The 14,836-nt window shown below is 55.9% G+C and carries 12 protein-coding genes; 9 read left to right on the top strand and 3 right to left on the bottom strand.

The genetic code is table 11. The annotated features are described in order from the left end of the window. Window positions 1-319: 319 nt before the first annotated feature. Entirely contained in the window at window positions 320-1,657 is a 1,338-nt protein-coding gene (locus ACKWMY_RS06940; protein WP_409486097.1) for an MFS transporter, read from the bottom strand. Window positions 1,658-1,976: 319 nt separating this feature from the next. On the opposite strand from ACKWMY_RS06940, the gene queE reads away from it, so the two are divergent. Next, window positions 1,977-2,648 carry a 7-carboxy-7-deazaguanine synthase QueE gene (queE, locus tag ACKWMY_RS06935; protein ID WP_024529821.1) on the top strand — a complete coding sequence of 224 codons (672 nt, stop codon included), beginning with the start codon at window positions 1,977-1,979 and terminating at the stop codon, window positions 2,646-2,648. Between the two features lie 467 nt (window positions 2,649-3,115). Here the strand turns inward: queE and queD are convergent, their stop codons facing one another. Then, window positions 3,116-3,475, bottom strand: a complete 360-nt coding sequence (gene queD / locus ACKWMY_RS06930) for a 6-carboxytetrahydropterin synthase QueD (protein WP_021179400.1) — start codon at window positions 3,473-3,475, stop codon at window positions 3,116-3,118. A 421-nt stretch (window positions 3,476-3,896) separates the two neighbouring features. Between queD and cysJ the strand changes: the two genes are divergently transcribed. From cysJ to cysH, 3 genes are all read left to right on the top strand, one after another. Then, window positions 3,897-5,699 (top strand): NADPH-dependent assimilatory sulfite reductase flavoprotein subunit, encoded by a 1,803-nt coding sequence (gene cysJ / locus ACKWMY_RS06925; protein ID WP_409486096.1) that lies wholly within the window; start codon window positions 3,897-3,899, stop codon window positions 5,697-5,699. After that, window positions 5,699-7,414, top strand: coding sequence for an assimilatory sulfite reductase (NADPH) hemoprotein subunit (gene cysI, locus ACKWMY_RS06920; protein ID WP_074032408.1), 1,716 nt, complete (start codon window positions 5,699-5,701; stop codon window positions 7,412-7,414). The genes cysJ and cysI overlap by 1 nt, the downstream gene beginning before the upstream one ends. 125 nt (window positions 7,415-7,539) lie before the next feature. Beyond that, on the top strand, window positions 7,540-8,274 hold the full coding sequence (cysH, locus tag ACKWMY_RS06915) for a phosphoadenosine phosphosulfate reductase (RefSeq protein ID WP_065687034.1): 735 nt from the start codon (window positions 7,540-7,542) through the stop codon (window positions 8,272-8,274). 179 nt (window positions 8,275-8,453) lie between these two features. Here cysH and ACKWMY_RS06910 read toward each other — a convergent pair whose 3' ends face one another. Continuing rightward, complete coding sequence (locus ACKWMY_RS06910) at window positions 8,454-9,536, bottom strand: aminopeptidase (protein ID WP_409486095.1); 1,083 nt, start codon at window positions 9,534-9,536, stop codon at window positions 8,454-8,456. Window positions 9,537-9,864: 328 nt separating this feature from the next. Here ACKWMY_RS06910 and cysG point away from each other — a divergent pair, with 328 nt between their 5' ends. The 5 genes from cysG to ACKWMY_RS06885 all read left to right on the top strand — a co-directional run bounded on the left by cysG (window position 9,865) and on the right by ACKWMY_RS06885 (window position 14,682). After that, window positions 9,865-11,295: a siroheme synthase CysG gene (cysG, locus tag ACKWMY_RS06905; protein ID WP_074032404.1), complete on the top strand. Its 1,431-nt coding sequence runs from the start codon at window positions 9,865-9,867 to the stop codon at window positions 11,293-11,295. Window positions 11,296-11,305: 10 nt separating this feature from the next. Continuing rightward, complete coding sequence (cysD, locus tag ACKWMY_RS06900; protein WP_024485711.1) at window positions 11,306-12,214, top strand: sulfate adenylyltransferase subunit CysD; 909 nt, start codon at window positions 11,306-11,308, stop codon at window positions 12,212-12,214. A gap of 12 nt (window positions 12,215-12,226) precedes the next feature. Then, a complete protein-coding gene (gene cysN, locus ACKWMY_RS06895) occupies window positions 12,227-13,657 on the top strand; it encodes a sulfate adenylyltransferase subunit CysN (protein ID WP_074032403.1) in 1,431 nt (476 codons plus the stop codon). After that, a complete protein-coding gene (gene cysC, locus ACKWMY_RS06890) occupies window positions 13,653-14,276 on the top strand; it encodes an adenylyl-sulfate kinase (RefSeq protein ID WP_143182350.1) in 624 nt (207 codons plus the stop codon). Before cysN ends, cysC begins: the two co-directional genes overlap by 5 nt. An 88-nt stretch (window positions 14,277-14,364) precedes the next feature. After that, window positions 14,365-14,682 (top strand): DUF3561 family protein, encoded by a 318-nt coding sequence (locus tag ACKWMY_RS06885; protein WP_074032400.1) that lies wholly within the window; start codon window positions 14,365-14,367, stop codon window positions 14,680-14,682. The last annotated feature ends 154 nt before the right edge of the window (window positions 14,683-14,836 follow it).

The raw sequence follows: 14,836 nt of genomic DNA, 5'->3' as shown, positions 1-14,836 counted from the left end.
ATTAACATATACTTGTATGTACAAGCATATGCAACAGCGGTGACAATTTGAGAAAAATGGCATAAGCAAATGTTATTTGTATTTAAAATCATGTGATTACATCCATTTTTTGTATTGAGTCCATTAGCCGAACGTGGCAAAACAGTGAGCTACTCTACAAAAATGAATTAAAATAGTGTCATTTTTGAGCGACAAATCACAATAATTTTACATATAGATTACAACTAAGCGGGAGCGATAAAAAAAACGTATTACGGGCGGGGAGGAGGCAAGGATGCGTAGGGCGCTGCATACAGCGCCCATTAATATAATCAATAGGTTAGATGGCCGTTTGCAGTGTACTCGGACGCGTCATTTTAAATACCGTGGCCAGGCTGGCTAACAGAGCCGGAATAGCCAGGAACATTAAAATACTCTGTACCTGCCAATCCATCGCCAGTAGGTGAGCGGCCATCATGGTGCCAGCCACGCCACCAAAGCGGCCAATGCCCTGCATCCAGGCAATACCGGTAGCGCGGCTGTGCGTTGGGTAGTAGGTGGCAGCCAGGGTTTGCAGGCCGGATTGCGCGCCGTTCATGGTGATGCCCATCAGGAAGATAAAGGCGCCGAGCAGCACGATCTGACTATCCTCGGTGGCCATCGCCACAATCAGCAGGGCGCTGATGGCAAAGCCGGTGGAAACCACCTTGTGGGCATTCCAGCGGTCCATCAACCAGCCGGCCATCAGGATCCCCAGCGTTCCGCCGAAGGTGAACAGCGACGTCAGGATCGCCGACTGCTCAAGCTGATATCCCAGCCCTTGCATCAACAGCGGCATCCAGCTCAGCAATACGTAGTAGATCACCAACCCCATAAAGTAGGTGAGCCACAGCATCAGTGTCCCCACCAGGTAGGGGCGGCTGAACAGCAGGCCGACGCTGGTCTTCGACAGGGCCAGCTTGTCTTCATACAGGTAGAAACGGGTGATATGGCTGATGTTGTGGCTGATAAAGCGTTGGGCAATCTGTTTGATTTTAGCGGCATCCTGACCACGGTTAACCATGTATTTCACCGATTCCGGCAGCAGCAGGATCAACAGCACGGTGAGCAATAGCGGGGCAATGGCCCCCAGCAGCAACACGCTGTGCCAGCCGTAAGCAGGGATCAGCCAGGAAGAGATGGCGCCACCGCCTGCCGCTCCCAGCGGAAAGCCGCAGTACATGGTGTTAATGGCCAGCGATCGGCAGCGCTGCGGAGCATATTCGGAGATCAGCGTAATGGCGTTTGGCATGGCGGCACCCAGCCCAAGCCCGGTGAGGAAGCGCCACAGCGTCAGGCTATTGAGTGAACCCGCGTAGGCAGTGGCCAGGCTGGAAAGGCCAAAGAACAGGCAGGAGAACACCAGCACCCGTTTGCGGCCAACGCGGTCAGAAATCGGCCCGGCAACCAGGGCTCCCAACGAAAGGCCAAGCAGCGCCGCGCTTAATACCGGCCCCAGATCCTGTTTCACTATCCCCCAGTCTTTGGCCACCGAAGGAGCGATATAGCCCATCGCCGCCGTATCGTAACCGTCAATTGCCAGGATCAGGAAACCCAGGATGATCAGGGTCCAGTGAAACAGCGAAAATTTACTGTCGTCGATAGCCTGCTGAATATTCAACTCGGTGGAATGGGCCATAGTTTCCTTTAACGCAGATGTGATGTTGATGGAGGGTCGGAACTGCGCCCGACTTGTGCCTGCCTGTCTATACATCTGCGTCACAGGCGCTTTTATGTCAAATATTTTTGTTTTAAATGTTAATTTTATGTTTGTTTTGAGCGGTGGATAACATTGGTGGTTGGCGTTAAGTCTGCAATAAACGTCACCCATTAGCGGGTTAACCGGAGAAAGCTGCTGGGCACCGTCGAACGGACAAAATTTAATACACTTTTCCAGGTTTGGTCGCCCGGTCGGGATCTGCGATAATGCGTCTTTACCTAGACAGATTGAGAAAGCGATGCAGTACCCGATTAATGAGATGTTCCAGACTTTGCAGGGCGAAGGCTATTTCACCGGCGTTCCGGCCATTTTTATTCGCCTACAGGGTTGCCCGGTGGGATGCAGCTGGTGCGATACCAAACACACTTGGGAAAAGGACGCCGATCGGGAAGTGGATATGCAACGCATCCTGGTGAAAACTGCCGAGAGTGATGCCTGGGGGAGCGCCAGTGCAGAACAGTTGCTGGAGGTAGTCGAACAGCAGGGCTATACCGCACGCCATATCGTGATCACCGGCGGTGAGCCGTGCATCTACGATCTGATCCCGTTGACCAGGCTGTTCGAGAATGCAGGCTTCGGTTGCCAGATCGAAACCAGCGGCACCCATGAAGTCCTCTGTTCCCCCAATACCTGGGTGACCGTTTCACCCAAAGTGAATATGCGCGGTGGTTTGAAGGTAGTAGAGCAGGCGCTGATGCGGGCCGATGAGATCAAGCATCCGGTGGGGCGTGAACGTGATATTGAGGCATTGGATGAGCTGCTGGCAACGTTGCACGACGAAAAACACCGCATTATCGCTTTGCAGCCGATCAGCCAGAAAGAAGAGGCGACGCGGTTGTGTATTGAAACCTGCATTGCCCGCAACTGGCGGCTTTCGATGCAGACGCATAAGTATTTGAATATCGCTTAAGACCTGCCCCTCACCCCAACCCTCTCCCACAGGGAGAGGGAGCTGATAGCCCCTGCTCTGTTGTGAGAAGAGAGATAATCTCAGCAACCCGGATCATTCCTTCAACCGCTGGTGCTGATGATACATCATGACACTATCAGCTTAACTCGATCGGTTCCCTTCAACCGCTGGTGCTGATGATGCATCACTGTACTTTCAGCTTAACTCGATGGGTTCCCTTCAACCGCTGGTGCTGATGATGCATCACTGTACTTTCAGCTTAACTCGATGGGTTCCCTTCAACCGCTGGTGCTGATGATACATCATGACACTATCAGCTTAACTCGATGGGTTCCCTTCAACCGCTGGTGCTGATGATACATCACTACACTATCAGCTTAACTCGATCGGTTCCCTCTCCTTGGGGAGAGGGTTAGGGTGAGGGAGATCGCACTGGAGCCAATCGCCCCACCCCGAGCCTTGCCCTGTTAACCTTTATATACGCAGCCTGCTGTACAGGTCTCTTTGACCATCACTGCCGACAATTCTGGCAGCTGCGGTTTCAACTGCTGCCAGATCCAGGCGGCGAGCACTTCGCTGGTCGGGTTCTCCAAGCCAGGAATATCGTTCAGATTATAGTGATCCAGGCGCTGCCAAATCGGCTTGAAAGCGGCCTTCAGCTCGGCAAAATCCATCACCCAACCGGTGTGGGCGTCCACTTCCCCGGTCACTTCAATACGCACCATAAACGAATGCCCGTGCAGGCGGCCGCATTTATGGCCCTCCGGTACGTTTGGCAGATGGTGTGCGGCTTCAAACTGAAAATCTTTAAATAGCGTGGTTGCCATTATTACGGCCTCATTGACTCAAAAACCGCCGAATACTAACGGAAAGCGGCCCTGGTTACTATCTTTTGGGCTGCTTCAGGGGAGATCCAGGGGGGGCAGCATGTAGCGCTGCTGGCATTTTTTTATTTGGGCGGGATTGAGCCCATCGGAGGCGGTTATCAGCCTTAAATGCGATTCATTCAAACTTTGAAAAAATTAATCATTAAATATCAATTAATTAAAAATAAACATCTAACGATTTAGCCACTATCCCTTACCAGGAAAACTGCTTAGTCGTTTTGGTTATTAATTATTGCTATCCCTTATTTAATCGTTGCAATTACGCTCGGTAACCTTACAAACTCTCCTGGTCTTTTCAGGACATTACACAACAACCATTACAGCGACTGACACTGGCTAAGCATAGGATATCCGTACCGCGATGACGACTCAGGTTCCTCCAACATCTTTGCTCCCGCTGACCCCCGAACAGCTCTCGAGTTTGCAGGCCGTCATTGGCGGGTACTCCCCAACGCAGCTGGCGTGGCTCTCTGGTTACTTCTGGGGCAGGGTTAATCAGCAGCCGGAAATCGTGGCTTCAGTACCGGTTGCAGCGGCCCCTGCGGCCAGCATCACCCTGATTTCTGCTTCCCAGACCGGTAACGCACGCCGTCTGGCCGAACAGCTACGCGACGATCTGCTGGCGGCGAAGCTGAGCGTCACCCTGGTGAATGCCGGTGACTATAAGTTCAAGCAAATCGCCCAGGAGCGCCTGTTGGTGGTGATTGCCTCCACCCAAGGGGAAGGGGAGCCAGCGGAAGAAGCGGTGGCGCTGCACAAATTCCTGCATTCGAAAAAAGCCCCCAAACTCAATGAAACCGCCTTTGCGGTGTTTGGCCTGGGGGATAGCTCTTATGAGAATTTCTGCCAGTCCGGCAAAGACTTTGATGGCAAGCTGGCCGAGCTGGGGGCCGAGCGCCTGGTGGAGCGCATCGATGCGGATGTGGATTATCAGGAACTGGCTATCGCCTGGCGTAAGCAGGTGGTGGAAGTCCTGAAGGCTCGAGCGCCAGCGGAAAACAGCGCTCCGGCGGCATTGGCCAGCGGTGCTGTCGATCAACTGGACAGCAGCCCCTACAGCAAAGAACAGCCGCTGACCGCGCAATTGGCGACCAAGCAAAAGATCACTGGCCGTGCTTCCGATAAAGACGTGCGCCATATTGAAATCGATTTAGGCGATTCCGGCCTGCGTTATCAACCGGGCGATGCGTTGGGCGTATGGTTTGATAACGATCCGGCGCTGGTGGATGAGCTGGTACAACTGCTGTGGCTGAAAGGTGACGAACCGGTCGAGGTTGAGGGGCAAACCCTGCCACTGCGTGAAGCTTTGCGTAGCCACTTTGAACTGACGCAGAACACCACACCGATCGTGGAAAAATATGCCGGACTATCGCGGGACGAAAAGCTGATTGGCCTGCTGGCTGACAAGCCTAAACTGCAACACTACGCCCATAACACTCCAATTGTGGACATGGTACGCCAGGCTCCGGCCGACCTGAACGCAGAGCAGTTACTCAGCCTGCTGCGCCCGCTGACGCCGCGTCTGTACTCCATCGCCTCCTCTCAGGCAGATAATGAAAACGAAGTGCACATCACCGTTGGCGTGGTGCGTTACGACATTGATGGCCGCAGCCGTGCCGGTGGGGCTTCCAGCTTCCTGGCCGATCGTCTGGAAGAAGAAGGCGAACTGCGGGTGTTTATCGAACATAATGACAACTTCCGCTTGCCTGCCAACCCGGAAACGCCGGTGATCATGATCGGCCCTGGTACCGGTATTGCCCCATTCCGCGCCTTTATGCAGCAGCGTGAAGCGGAAGGTGCCGGGGGTAAGAACTGGCTGTTCTTTGGCAACCCGCACTTTACCGAAGATTTCCTGTACCAGGTCGAATGGCAGCGCTATGTGAAAGAGGGCTTGCTGACCCGTATCGATCTGGCCTGGTCACGGGATCAGCAACATAAGGTTTATGTGCAGGACAAGCTGCGCGAGCAAGGTGCGGAAATCTGGAACTGGATCCAGCAGGGCGCGCACATCTATGTCTGTGGCGATGCCAACCGCATGGCGAAAGACGTTGAAAACACATTGTTAGCACTGGTGGCCGAGCACGGTGGCATGGATACCGAGCTGGCAGACGAATTCTTAAGCGAGCTGCGCCTTGAGCGCCGTTATCAGCGAGACGTTTACTAATGAGTGATAAACACCCTGGGCCTCTGGTGGTTGAAGGCAAACTGGCCGATGCCGAGCGTCTGAAGAAAGAGAGTAACTTCCTGCGCGGAACCATTGCCGAAGATTTACAAGACGGTCTGACTGGCGGTTTTACCGGCGATAACTTCTTGCTGATCCGTTTCCACGGCATGTACCAGCAGGACGATCGCGATATTCGCGCCGAACGTGCCGAACAAAAACTCGAGCCACGCCACGCCATGATGCTGCGCTGCCGCCTGCCGGGCGGGATTATTTCCCCGCAACAGTGGCTGGGGATCGACAAATTTGCCGCAGAAAGTACGCTGTACGGCAGCATCCGTATCACCAACCGGCAGACGTTCCAGTTCCATGGCATCGTCAAAGGCAACGTGAAACCGGTGCACCAGTTGTTGAACCGTCTGGGGCTGGATGCGCTGGCGACGGCTAACGACGTGAACCGTAACGTACTTTGCACCTCGAATCCGGTGGAGTCGGAGCTGCATCAGGAAGCGTACGAATGGGCGAAGAAAATTTCCGAGCACCTGCTGCCGCGTACTCGTGCCTATGCTGAAGTGTGGCTGGATAAAGAAAAAGTCGCGACTACGGACGAAGAGCCGATCCTGGGCGCTACTTACCTGCCGCGCAAGTTTAAAACCACGGTGGTGATCCCGCCGCAGAACGATGTGGATCTGCATGCCAACGACATGAACTTTGTGGCGATTGCCGAACACGGCAAGCTGGTGGGCTTTAACCTGCTGGTGGGTGGTGGCCTGTCTATCGAACATGGCAACAAGAAGACCTATGCGCGTACGGCGAGTGAGTTTGGCTATATTCCGCTGGAACACACGCTGGCCGTCGCTGAAGCGGTGGTGACCACTCAGCGTGACTGGGGCAACCGAACAGACCGTAAGAACGCCAAAACCAAATATACGCTGGAACGGGTGGGGGTTGATACCTTCCGCGCCGAAGTAGAAAAGCGGGCAGGCATCACCTTTGCGCCGGTGCGTCCGTACGAGTTTACTGGCCGTGGCGATCGCATCGGCTGGGTCAAAGGGGTTGATAATCACTGGCACCTGACGTTGTTTATTGAAAACGGTCGCCTGCTGGATTATCCAGGCCGCCCACTGAAAACCGGCGTGGCCGAGATCGCCAAGATCCATCGGGGCGATTTCCGACTGACAGCCAACCAGAACCTGATCGTGGCCGGTGTACCGGAAAGCGAAAAGGCGAAGATTGAAGCCCTGGCGCGCCAGCATGGCCTGATCGACGACGGCATCAGCGAGCAGCGCAAGAACTCGATGGCCTGCGTGTCCTATCCAACCTGCCCACTGGCGATGGCGGAGGCCGAGCGCTTCCTGCCGGAGTTTGTGACCAAGGTAGAAGGCATCATGCATCGACATGGTGTGGGCGATGAGCACGTGGTACTGCGTATCACCGGCTGCCCGAACGGCTGTGGCCGAGCGCTGCTGGCGGAGATTGGCCTGGTCGGTAAAGCGATTGGCCGTTACAACCTGCATTTGGGCGGTAACCGTGAAGGGACGCGTATTCCGCGCATGTATCGGGAAAATATTAACGAAGAAGAGATTTTGCAGACCATTGACCAACTGGTAGGGCGTTGGGCAACAGAACGCACCGCTGGCGAAGGCTTTGGCGATTTCACCGTGCGTACCGGGATTATCCGGCCGGTGGTGGATCCTGCGCAAGATTTCTGGGAATAACCTTGCTGGCTTTCCTCACTCTTTGTGCAGCAGCTAAGTTTGTGCACCTTACTGTCCCCTCTCCCTGTGGGAGAGGGTTAGGGTTAGGGTGAGGGGCCACATCAACACTTTCAGGAGATCGCATCATGGCTGAATTGGATCTGGCGGCGCTGAACGCGCTACCGAAGTCCGGGCAGGCGCTGGCACTGGCGGTCGTCAACGGCCAGTTGGAACAGCTTTCGGCACAGGAGAGGGTTGCCTGGGCGCTGGAACATCTGCCGGGGGAGTTTGTGCTTTCCTCTAGCTTTGGTATTCAGGCGGCGGTGTGCCTGCATCTGGTCACGCGCATCAAGCCGGATATCCCGGTGATCCTGACCGATACGGGCTATCTGTTCCCGGAAACCTACCAGTTTATCGACCAACTGGCCGACAAGCTGAACCTGAACCTGCAGGTGTTCCGCGCCGAGCATTCGCCAGCCTGGCAAGAGGCGCGCTACGGCAAGCTGTGGGAGCAGGGCGTTGAGGGCATTGAGCGGTACAACCAAATCAACAAAGTTGAACCGATGAACCGCGCGCTGGAAACGCTAGGTGCGCAAACCTGGTTTGCCGGCCTGCGCCGTGAGCAATCGGGCAGCCGAGCCAATCTGCCGGTGCTGGCGGTGCAACGCGGGGTGTTCAAGATCCTGCCGATCATCGACTGGGATAACCGCCAGATTTACCACTATCTCACCGAGCATGGCCTGAGCTACCACCCGCTGTGGGATCAGGGCTACCTGTCGGTCGGCGATACCCACACCACCCGTAAATGGGAGGAAGGCATGAGCGAGGAAGAGACCCGCTTCTTCGGCCTGAAGCGCGAGTGTGGTCTGCACGAAGGTTGATGTCCCTAACCCTCTCCCACAGGGAGAGGGAGCTGACAGTCACTGCTCTGTTGGGAGAAAGAAGTTCACTCTTAGCTGAGGCGAGTTACTCGGTGTTCATAATGAATCACTCACTTTCAGCCTGACTCGATCGGTCCCTCTCCCTGTGGGAGAGGATTAGGGTGAGGGGCTGTAACGTACTACTTCTTCTTTTTCTTCTTCTGCTCTGGAGCAGGATGCGCCTGCACCCATTCTTTTACCAACGGTAACAGGATCCGCACGCTGTCGCGGCTGCGTTTGTCGATCCGCCCAGGCAGGTGGGTTTCCAGATATTGCAGATTGTCGTATTGGGGGCGATGCCAGGTAATGCCCTGCGGGAAGCTGGGGCTGACAGCACGCTGCTGATAGCCGTCCTTATCCCCCAGCGACCAGTTGGTGGCTTCTACCGCCATCACCGGAATTTTGGCGTTATCGAAGACAATCTGATCGGAACAGCAACCGGTGCCGGTTGGAAAACCTTTGCTGCCTAGGTTGATGGCCGCTTCAATGCCATAACGGTGGGCGATGCTCAGCGCACGATCGCGGGATCTGGCCACCACTTCCGGCTCGGTGTTACGCCCGGAATGGAAATAGAGGCGATCGCCGGTGATCAGGCTGTCGAGGTTAATCACCAGCAGCGTGTTGTTACGCTCTTCCTGCGTCATTCGGCCAAGGTAGTTTTTAGCGCCTACTGACTTTAGTTCTTCACCACTCATGGCTACAAAGCGCAGGCTATAGGTGGTGGGGATATTTTTCAGCCGATTAGCCAACTCCAGCATCACACCCACGCCGGAGGCATTGTCATCGACCCCCTGTAGCGTCAGGCCACCGAGATTATTATCTACCTCATCATCGCTAAGCGGGGTATAGGTATCGAAGTGCGCCATGATGATGACCTGTTGGGGCCGCTCACCCTTTTTGGTGGCAATCACCGAGGTGACGCTGATCTTGCGCCAGTTTTCACTGGTATCTTTGTTAGTGTAAAGATAACGGGCGTCAAAGGTGCGGGTATCAGCCGGGTAGCCCATCTCGGTAAACTGCTGTTTCAGGTAATCTGCGGCCAGTAATTCTGCCGGGCTGCCCGCCATGCGGCCGGGGAAGTAGGTAGCGATATGGCGGATCTGTTTAGCGGCGAACTGGCCCATCGGGGCTTCTTTTACGGGTTTGGTAGCGGCCGAAACGCTTACAGCACTGCCGAGAGCGACTAGCAACAGCCCTGCTCTCAGGCACAAGCGGGAAAACATACCGAAAAATCCTTCTCTGACAGCGGTGATGCCGATTATTTTTGCGATGTTCAGTATGGGACGCTACGGGCGATAAGACAATTTCTTCGCGTCCTATTTTTGTCTGAGATAGCGGCTGCTATCCATGTCTGGGGGAACATGTTTGACCATAGGGCAACATCAAGCAACCCTGTTAACCCACACCTGTAACCTCAATACGTACAGCGAGTTAGGCGCACTGCCAACAGCCTTATTCCTTTTAAGAACATCTCATGCCTTTTCGTCATTTCAGGGGGCAAATCGCACGCCGTATAGTCACCCTATCAATCTGTTATATGAAAAGGCCGTTGTGGACTATCTACCAATATTTGCCGACCTGAAACAACGCCCGGTGCTGGTGGTTGGCGGCGGCGAAGTGGCTGCACGCAAAGTTGACCTCCTGCTACGCGCAGGGGCCGAAGTGCGGATCGTGGCGCAGGCGCTCTTAGCGGAGCTGGAGCACCAACACCAGCAAGGGCGCGTTGAGTGGCTGGGGCAGAACTTTGTGCCGCAGCAGTTAGACGACGTCTTTCTGGTAATTGCCGCTACCGACGATAGCGCGCTGAACGCCGAGGTGTATGCCGAAGCGGATAAACGCCGCGTGTTGGCCAACGTGGTGGATGACCAACCGCGCTGCTCCTTTATCTTCCCGTCGATTATCGATCGTTCACCGTTGGTGGTGGCCGTGTCATCTAGCGGCCAGGCACCGGTATTGGCGCGGATGTTACGTGAGAAGCTGGAGGCGTTGTTGCCCGCCAGCCTGGGGCAGATGGCAGAACTGGCCGGAGGGTTACGTGGCAAAGTGAAGCAACGGCTGGTTTCCATCGGGGCCAGACGCCGTTTCTGGGAGAAAACCTTCAATGGCCGTTTCGCGACTTTGGTGGCGAATGGTCAGACGGATCAGGCGCAGCAGCAGTTGGAACAGGATTTAACGGCTTTTGCGCAGGGTAATGAGGGGGCGCAAGGTGAGATCGCACTGGTCGGGGCAGGTCCGGGCGATGTCGGTTTGTTAACCCTACGCGGGCTGCAGGTGATGCAGCAGGCTGACGTGGTGCTTTACGACCACCTGGTGAGCGAAGAGACGCTGGATTTGGTGCGTCGCGACGCCGAGCGTATCTGCGTGGGCAAACGCGCGGGCGCGCACTCGGTGATCCAGGAAGAGACCAATCGGTTGCTGGTGGAATTGGCGCAGCAGGGCAAACGGGTAGTGCGGTTAAAAGGCGGCGATCCCTTTATCTTTGGCCGGGGTGGCGAAGAGTTACAGGTGGCCGCCGCTGCCGGGATCCCCTTCCAGGTGGTGCCGGGCGTAACCGCTGCCGCAGGGGCTACGGCCTATGCAGGTATTCCGCTAACGCACCGCGATCACGCCCAAAGCGTGACCTTTATTACCGGCCATTGCCGTGACGATGACGACGGCTTGGATTGGCCCGCTTTGGCGCGGGCGCGTCAGACGTTGGCGATCTACATGGGCACCATGAAGGCGGCGGATATCAGCCGCAACCTGATCGCCCATGGTCGCGATGCGGATACGCCAGTCGCAGTGATCAGCCGGGGCACGCGGGCCGATCAACAGGTGCAGACTGGCACCTTGCAACAGCTGGAACAATTAACTCGGCAGGCCCCGTTACCGGCGCTGCTGGTGATCGGTGAAGTGGTGGAATTACATCATCAAATCGCCTGGTTTGGGCATCAATCGCAGACGGCAGTGGCAGCGCGCCCGGCCGTCGTGAATTTGGCTTAAAGGATCTGTTATGGACCAAAAACGACTCACTCATTTGCGGCAATTGGAGGCGGAGAGCATCCATATCATCCGTGAAGTGGCCGCCGAATTCGGCAATCCGGTGATGCTCTATTCCATCGGTAAAGACTCCTCGGTGATGCTGCATCTGGCACGCAAGGCGTTCTACCCGGGCACGCTGCCGTTCCCACTGCTGCATGTGGATACCGGCTGGAAATTCAACGAAATGTACCAATTCCGCGATCGTACCGCCAAAGAGTACGGTTTCGAGCTGCTGATCCATAAAAACCCGGAAGGGGTGGCGATGGGGATTAACCCGTTTGTCCACGGCAGCGCCAAGCATACCGATATCATGAAAACCGAAGGGCTCAAGCAGGCGCTGAACAAATACGGCTTTGATGCTGCTTTCGGTGGCGCACGCCGTGACGAAGAGAAATCCCGCGCCAAAGAGCGTATCTACTCTTTCCGCGATCGCTTCCACCGTTGGGATCCGAAAAACCAGCGTCCAGAGCTGTGGCACAACTATAACGGCCAGATCAACAAGGGCGAAAGCATCCGCGTGTTCCCGCTGTCGAACTGGACCGAGCTGGATATCTGGCAATATATCTTCCTGGAGAAGATCGACATCGTTCCGCTCTACCTGGCCAAACCACGTCCGGTGGTGGAACGCGACGGCATGCTGATGATGGTGGATGACGATCGTATCGATCTGCAACCGGGTGAGGTGATCAGCCAGCGTATGGTGCGGTTCCGTACCCTCGGCTGCTGGCCGTTGACCGGCGCGGTGGATTCTTCTGCGCAGACGTTGCCGGAGATCATCGAGGAAATGCTGGTTTCCACCACCAGCGAACGTCAGGGCCGCATGATCGACCGCGATCAGTCCGGTTCGATGGAGCTGAAAAAGCGCCAAGGGTATTTCTAAGGAGCCGCCGGAATGAACAACGTTATTGCACAACAAATCGCCGAACAGGGCGGGGTAGAAGCCTACCTGCACGCGCAGCAGCACAAGAGCCTGCTACGCTTCCTGACCTGCGGCAGCGTGGACGACGGCAAAAGTACCCTGATTGGCCGCTTGCTGCACGATACCCGCCAGATCTACGAAGATCAGCTCTCAACCTTGCATACCGACAGCAAACGCATCGGCACCCAAGGGGAGAAGCTCGATCTGGCCTTGCTGGTGGATGGCCTGCAGGCAGAACGTGAGCAGGGCATTACCATCGACGTGGCCTACCGCTATTTTTCGACCGAAAAGCGCAAATTCATCATCGCCGATACGCCGGGGCACGAGCAGTACACCCGCAATATGGCTACCGGTGCTTCGACCTGTGACTTGGCGATCCTGCTGATCGATGCGCGCAAGGGCGTGCTGGACCAGACCCGTCGCCACAGCTTCATTGCTACATTGCTCGGCATTCGCCATCTGGTGGTGGCGGTGAACAAAATGGACCTGGTGGATTACAGCCAGGCGGTGTTTGAACAGTTCAAACAGGACTACCTGACCTTCGCCGAGCAGTTGCCCAACGACCTGGAGATTAAATTCGTCCCGTTGTCGGCACTGGACGGGGACAACGTCGCTACCCAGAGCACACAGATGCCTTGGTACAGCGGCCCGACGCTGCTGGAAGTGTTGGAAAGCGTGGATGTGATCAGCGAGCGTGAACATCAGCCGCTGCGTTTCCCGGTACAATACGTCAACCGCCCGAATCTCGATTTCCGCGGTTATGCCGGTACGTTGTCTGCCGGTGTGGTCCGCGTGGGCCAGCGCATCAAGGTGCTGCCGTCTGGCGTTGAATCCTCCGTGGCGCGTATCGTGACCTTTGATGGCGATCTGCAGGAGGCGGGGCCGGGTGAAGCGATCACGCTGGTGCTGAAAGACGAAGTCGATATCAGCCGGGGCGACCTGCTGGTGGATGCCAGCGAAACCTTACAGGCCACGCAAAGTGCCTTGGCAGACGTGGTATGGATGGCAGAACAGCCGCTGTTGCCGGGCCAAAGCTACGACATCAAGGTAGCCGGGAAGAAAACCCGCGCCCGCGTTGAGAGCATTCGCCATCAGGTGGAGATTAACTCGCTGTCGCAGCATCAGGCCGATGTGTTGCCTTTGAACGGCATTGGGCTGGTGGAGCTGACCTTCGACGAACCGCTGGTGCTGGACAGCTATCAACAGAATCATGATACCGGCGGCCTGATCTTTATCGATCGTTTGACTAACGTCACGGTTGGCGCGGGGTTGATCCGCGAAGCCTTGCAGCAGGATAATCTGGCAGCGGTGGGCAATTTCAGCGCCTTTGAACTGGAGTTGAATGCCTTGGTACGCAAGCATTTCCCACACTGGGGTGCGCGTGACCTGCTGAAGGGGAATTAACGTGGCCGAGGCTGAGTTAGCGAAAGACGACAACGTCGTGTGGCACCCGCATGCGGTAACGCGTGCGGAGCGTGAAGCCGCGAACGATCATCAGGGCGTGGTGCTGTGGTTTACCGGCCTGTCTGGTTCGGGGAAATCGACCGTGGCCGGGGCATTGGAACAGGCGTTGCACCAGTTGGGGGTCAGCACCTATCTGCTGGATGGCGACAATGTGCGCCACGGCCTGTGCCGCGACTTGGGGTTCTCCGACGACGATCGGCGTGAGAACATCCGCCGGGTGGGTGAAGTGGCGAAACTGATGGTGGATGCCGGGCTGGTGGTGTTGACGGCATTTATCTCACCGCACCGTGCTGAACGGCAGATGGTGCGGGAAATGTTGGCAGAGGGGCAGTTTATCGAAGTGTTTGTCGACACCCCGCTGGCGATTTGTGAGGCTCGCGATCCGAAAGGATTGTACAAAAAGGCCCGCGCTGGTGAACTGCGTAATTTCACCGGTATCGACTCGGTGTATGAAGCGCCGGAACGGCCGGATATCCGGCTTAATGGTGAACAATTGGTAACAAATTTGACCGCGCAATTGTTAGACCTGCTGCGTGGTCAGGCTATTATCAAACCCTGAATTCGCAAAAAGCGCGTGGCGTGATCCAGCCACGCGCTTTTTACTCTAGTAAGTCGCCGCAGAGCGAGCCAATAGACCAGGGAACGCTATGCAAAATGCCACGCCACTAGTGATTGATAGCCAACTCGAGCCAGAGGAACCCTCATATTCGTTTTTGGGCGGTACCAGCGGCTTTGTCTTCTATTGGTTGGCGTTTACCGTGCCTTTTCTGGTTTACGGCTCTAACACCTTGTTTTTCCTTCTCTATACCTGGCCATTTTTCCTGGCTTTGATGCCAGCTTCCGTGCTGCTGGGTATCGTCTTCAGCGTGGTGCTGCGCGGGCGTTTGTTCCTCACACTGCTGCTGACTGGTATCACCGTCATTTGTCTGTTCTGGCTGGTGTTCAGCTTTCTGAGCGGTTGGTAATCCAGACGCCCTCACCCTAGCCCTCTCCCCCAGGAGAGGGGACAGAACGTGCCACAGATTGAGTTTGTGCCTATCTAGACCCCGAATCAGCTCAAAGCGAAAGATTGGCTTAGGTTCCTGCCGCTTGCACTGGGCCAACTCCCTCTCCCTCAGG

The organism is Serratia sp. J2, assembly GCF_046269175.1.
Classification (GTDB): domain Bacteria; phylum Pseudomonadota; class Gammaproteobacteria; order Enterobacterales; family Enterobacteriaceae; genus Chania; species Chania fonticola_C.
Note: the sequence above shows the minus strand (reverse complement) of the source record. Positions and strands in the feature narration are given on the sequence as shown.

Excerpts from the sequence above, each read along its gene's own strand:
- cysH (WP_065687034.1), top strand. The coding sequence starts at position 7,540 with ATGGCTGAATTGGATCTGGCGGCGCTGAACGCGCTACCGAAGTCCGGG.
- cysI (WP_074032408.1), top strand. The coding sequence starts at position 5,699 with ATGAGTGATAAACACCCTGGGCCTCTGGTGGTTGAAGGCAAACTGGCC.
- cysJ (WP_409486096.1), top strand. The coding sequence starts at position 3,897 with ATGACGACTCAGGTTCCTCCAACATCTTTGCTCCCGCTGACCCCCGAA.
- ACKWMY_RS06940 (WP_409486097.1), bottom strand. The coding sequence starts at position 1,657 with ATGGCCCATTCCACCGAGTTGAATATTCAGCAGGCTATCGACGACAGT.
- queE (WP_024529821.1), top strand. The coding sequence starts at position 1,977 with ATGCAGTACCCGATTAATGAGATGTTCCAGACTTTGCAGGGCGAAGGC.
- ACKWMY_RS06885 (WP_074032400.1), top strand. The coding sequence starts at position 14,365 with ATGCAAAATGCCACGCCACTAGTGATTGATAGCCAACTCGAGCCAGAG.
- cysN (WP_074032403.1), top strand. The coding sequence starts at position 12,227 with ATGAACAACGTTATTGCACAACAAATCGCCGAACAGGGCGGGGTAGAA.
- queD (WP_021179400.1), bottom strand. The coding sequence starts at position 3,475 with ATGGCAACCACGCTATTTAAAGATTTTCAGTTTGAAGCCGCACACCAT.
- cysD (WP_024485711.1), top strand. The coding sequence starts at position 11,306 with ATGGACCAAAAACGACTCACTCATTTGCGGCAATTGGAGGCGGAGAGC.
- ACKWMY_RS06910 (WP_409486095.1), bottom strand. The coding sequence starts at position 9,536 with ATGTTTTCCCGCTTGTGCCTGAGAGCAGGGCTGTTGCTAGTCGCTCTC.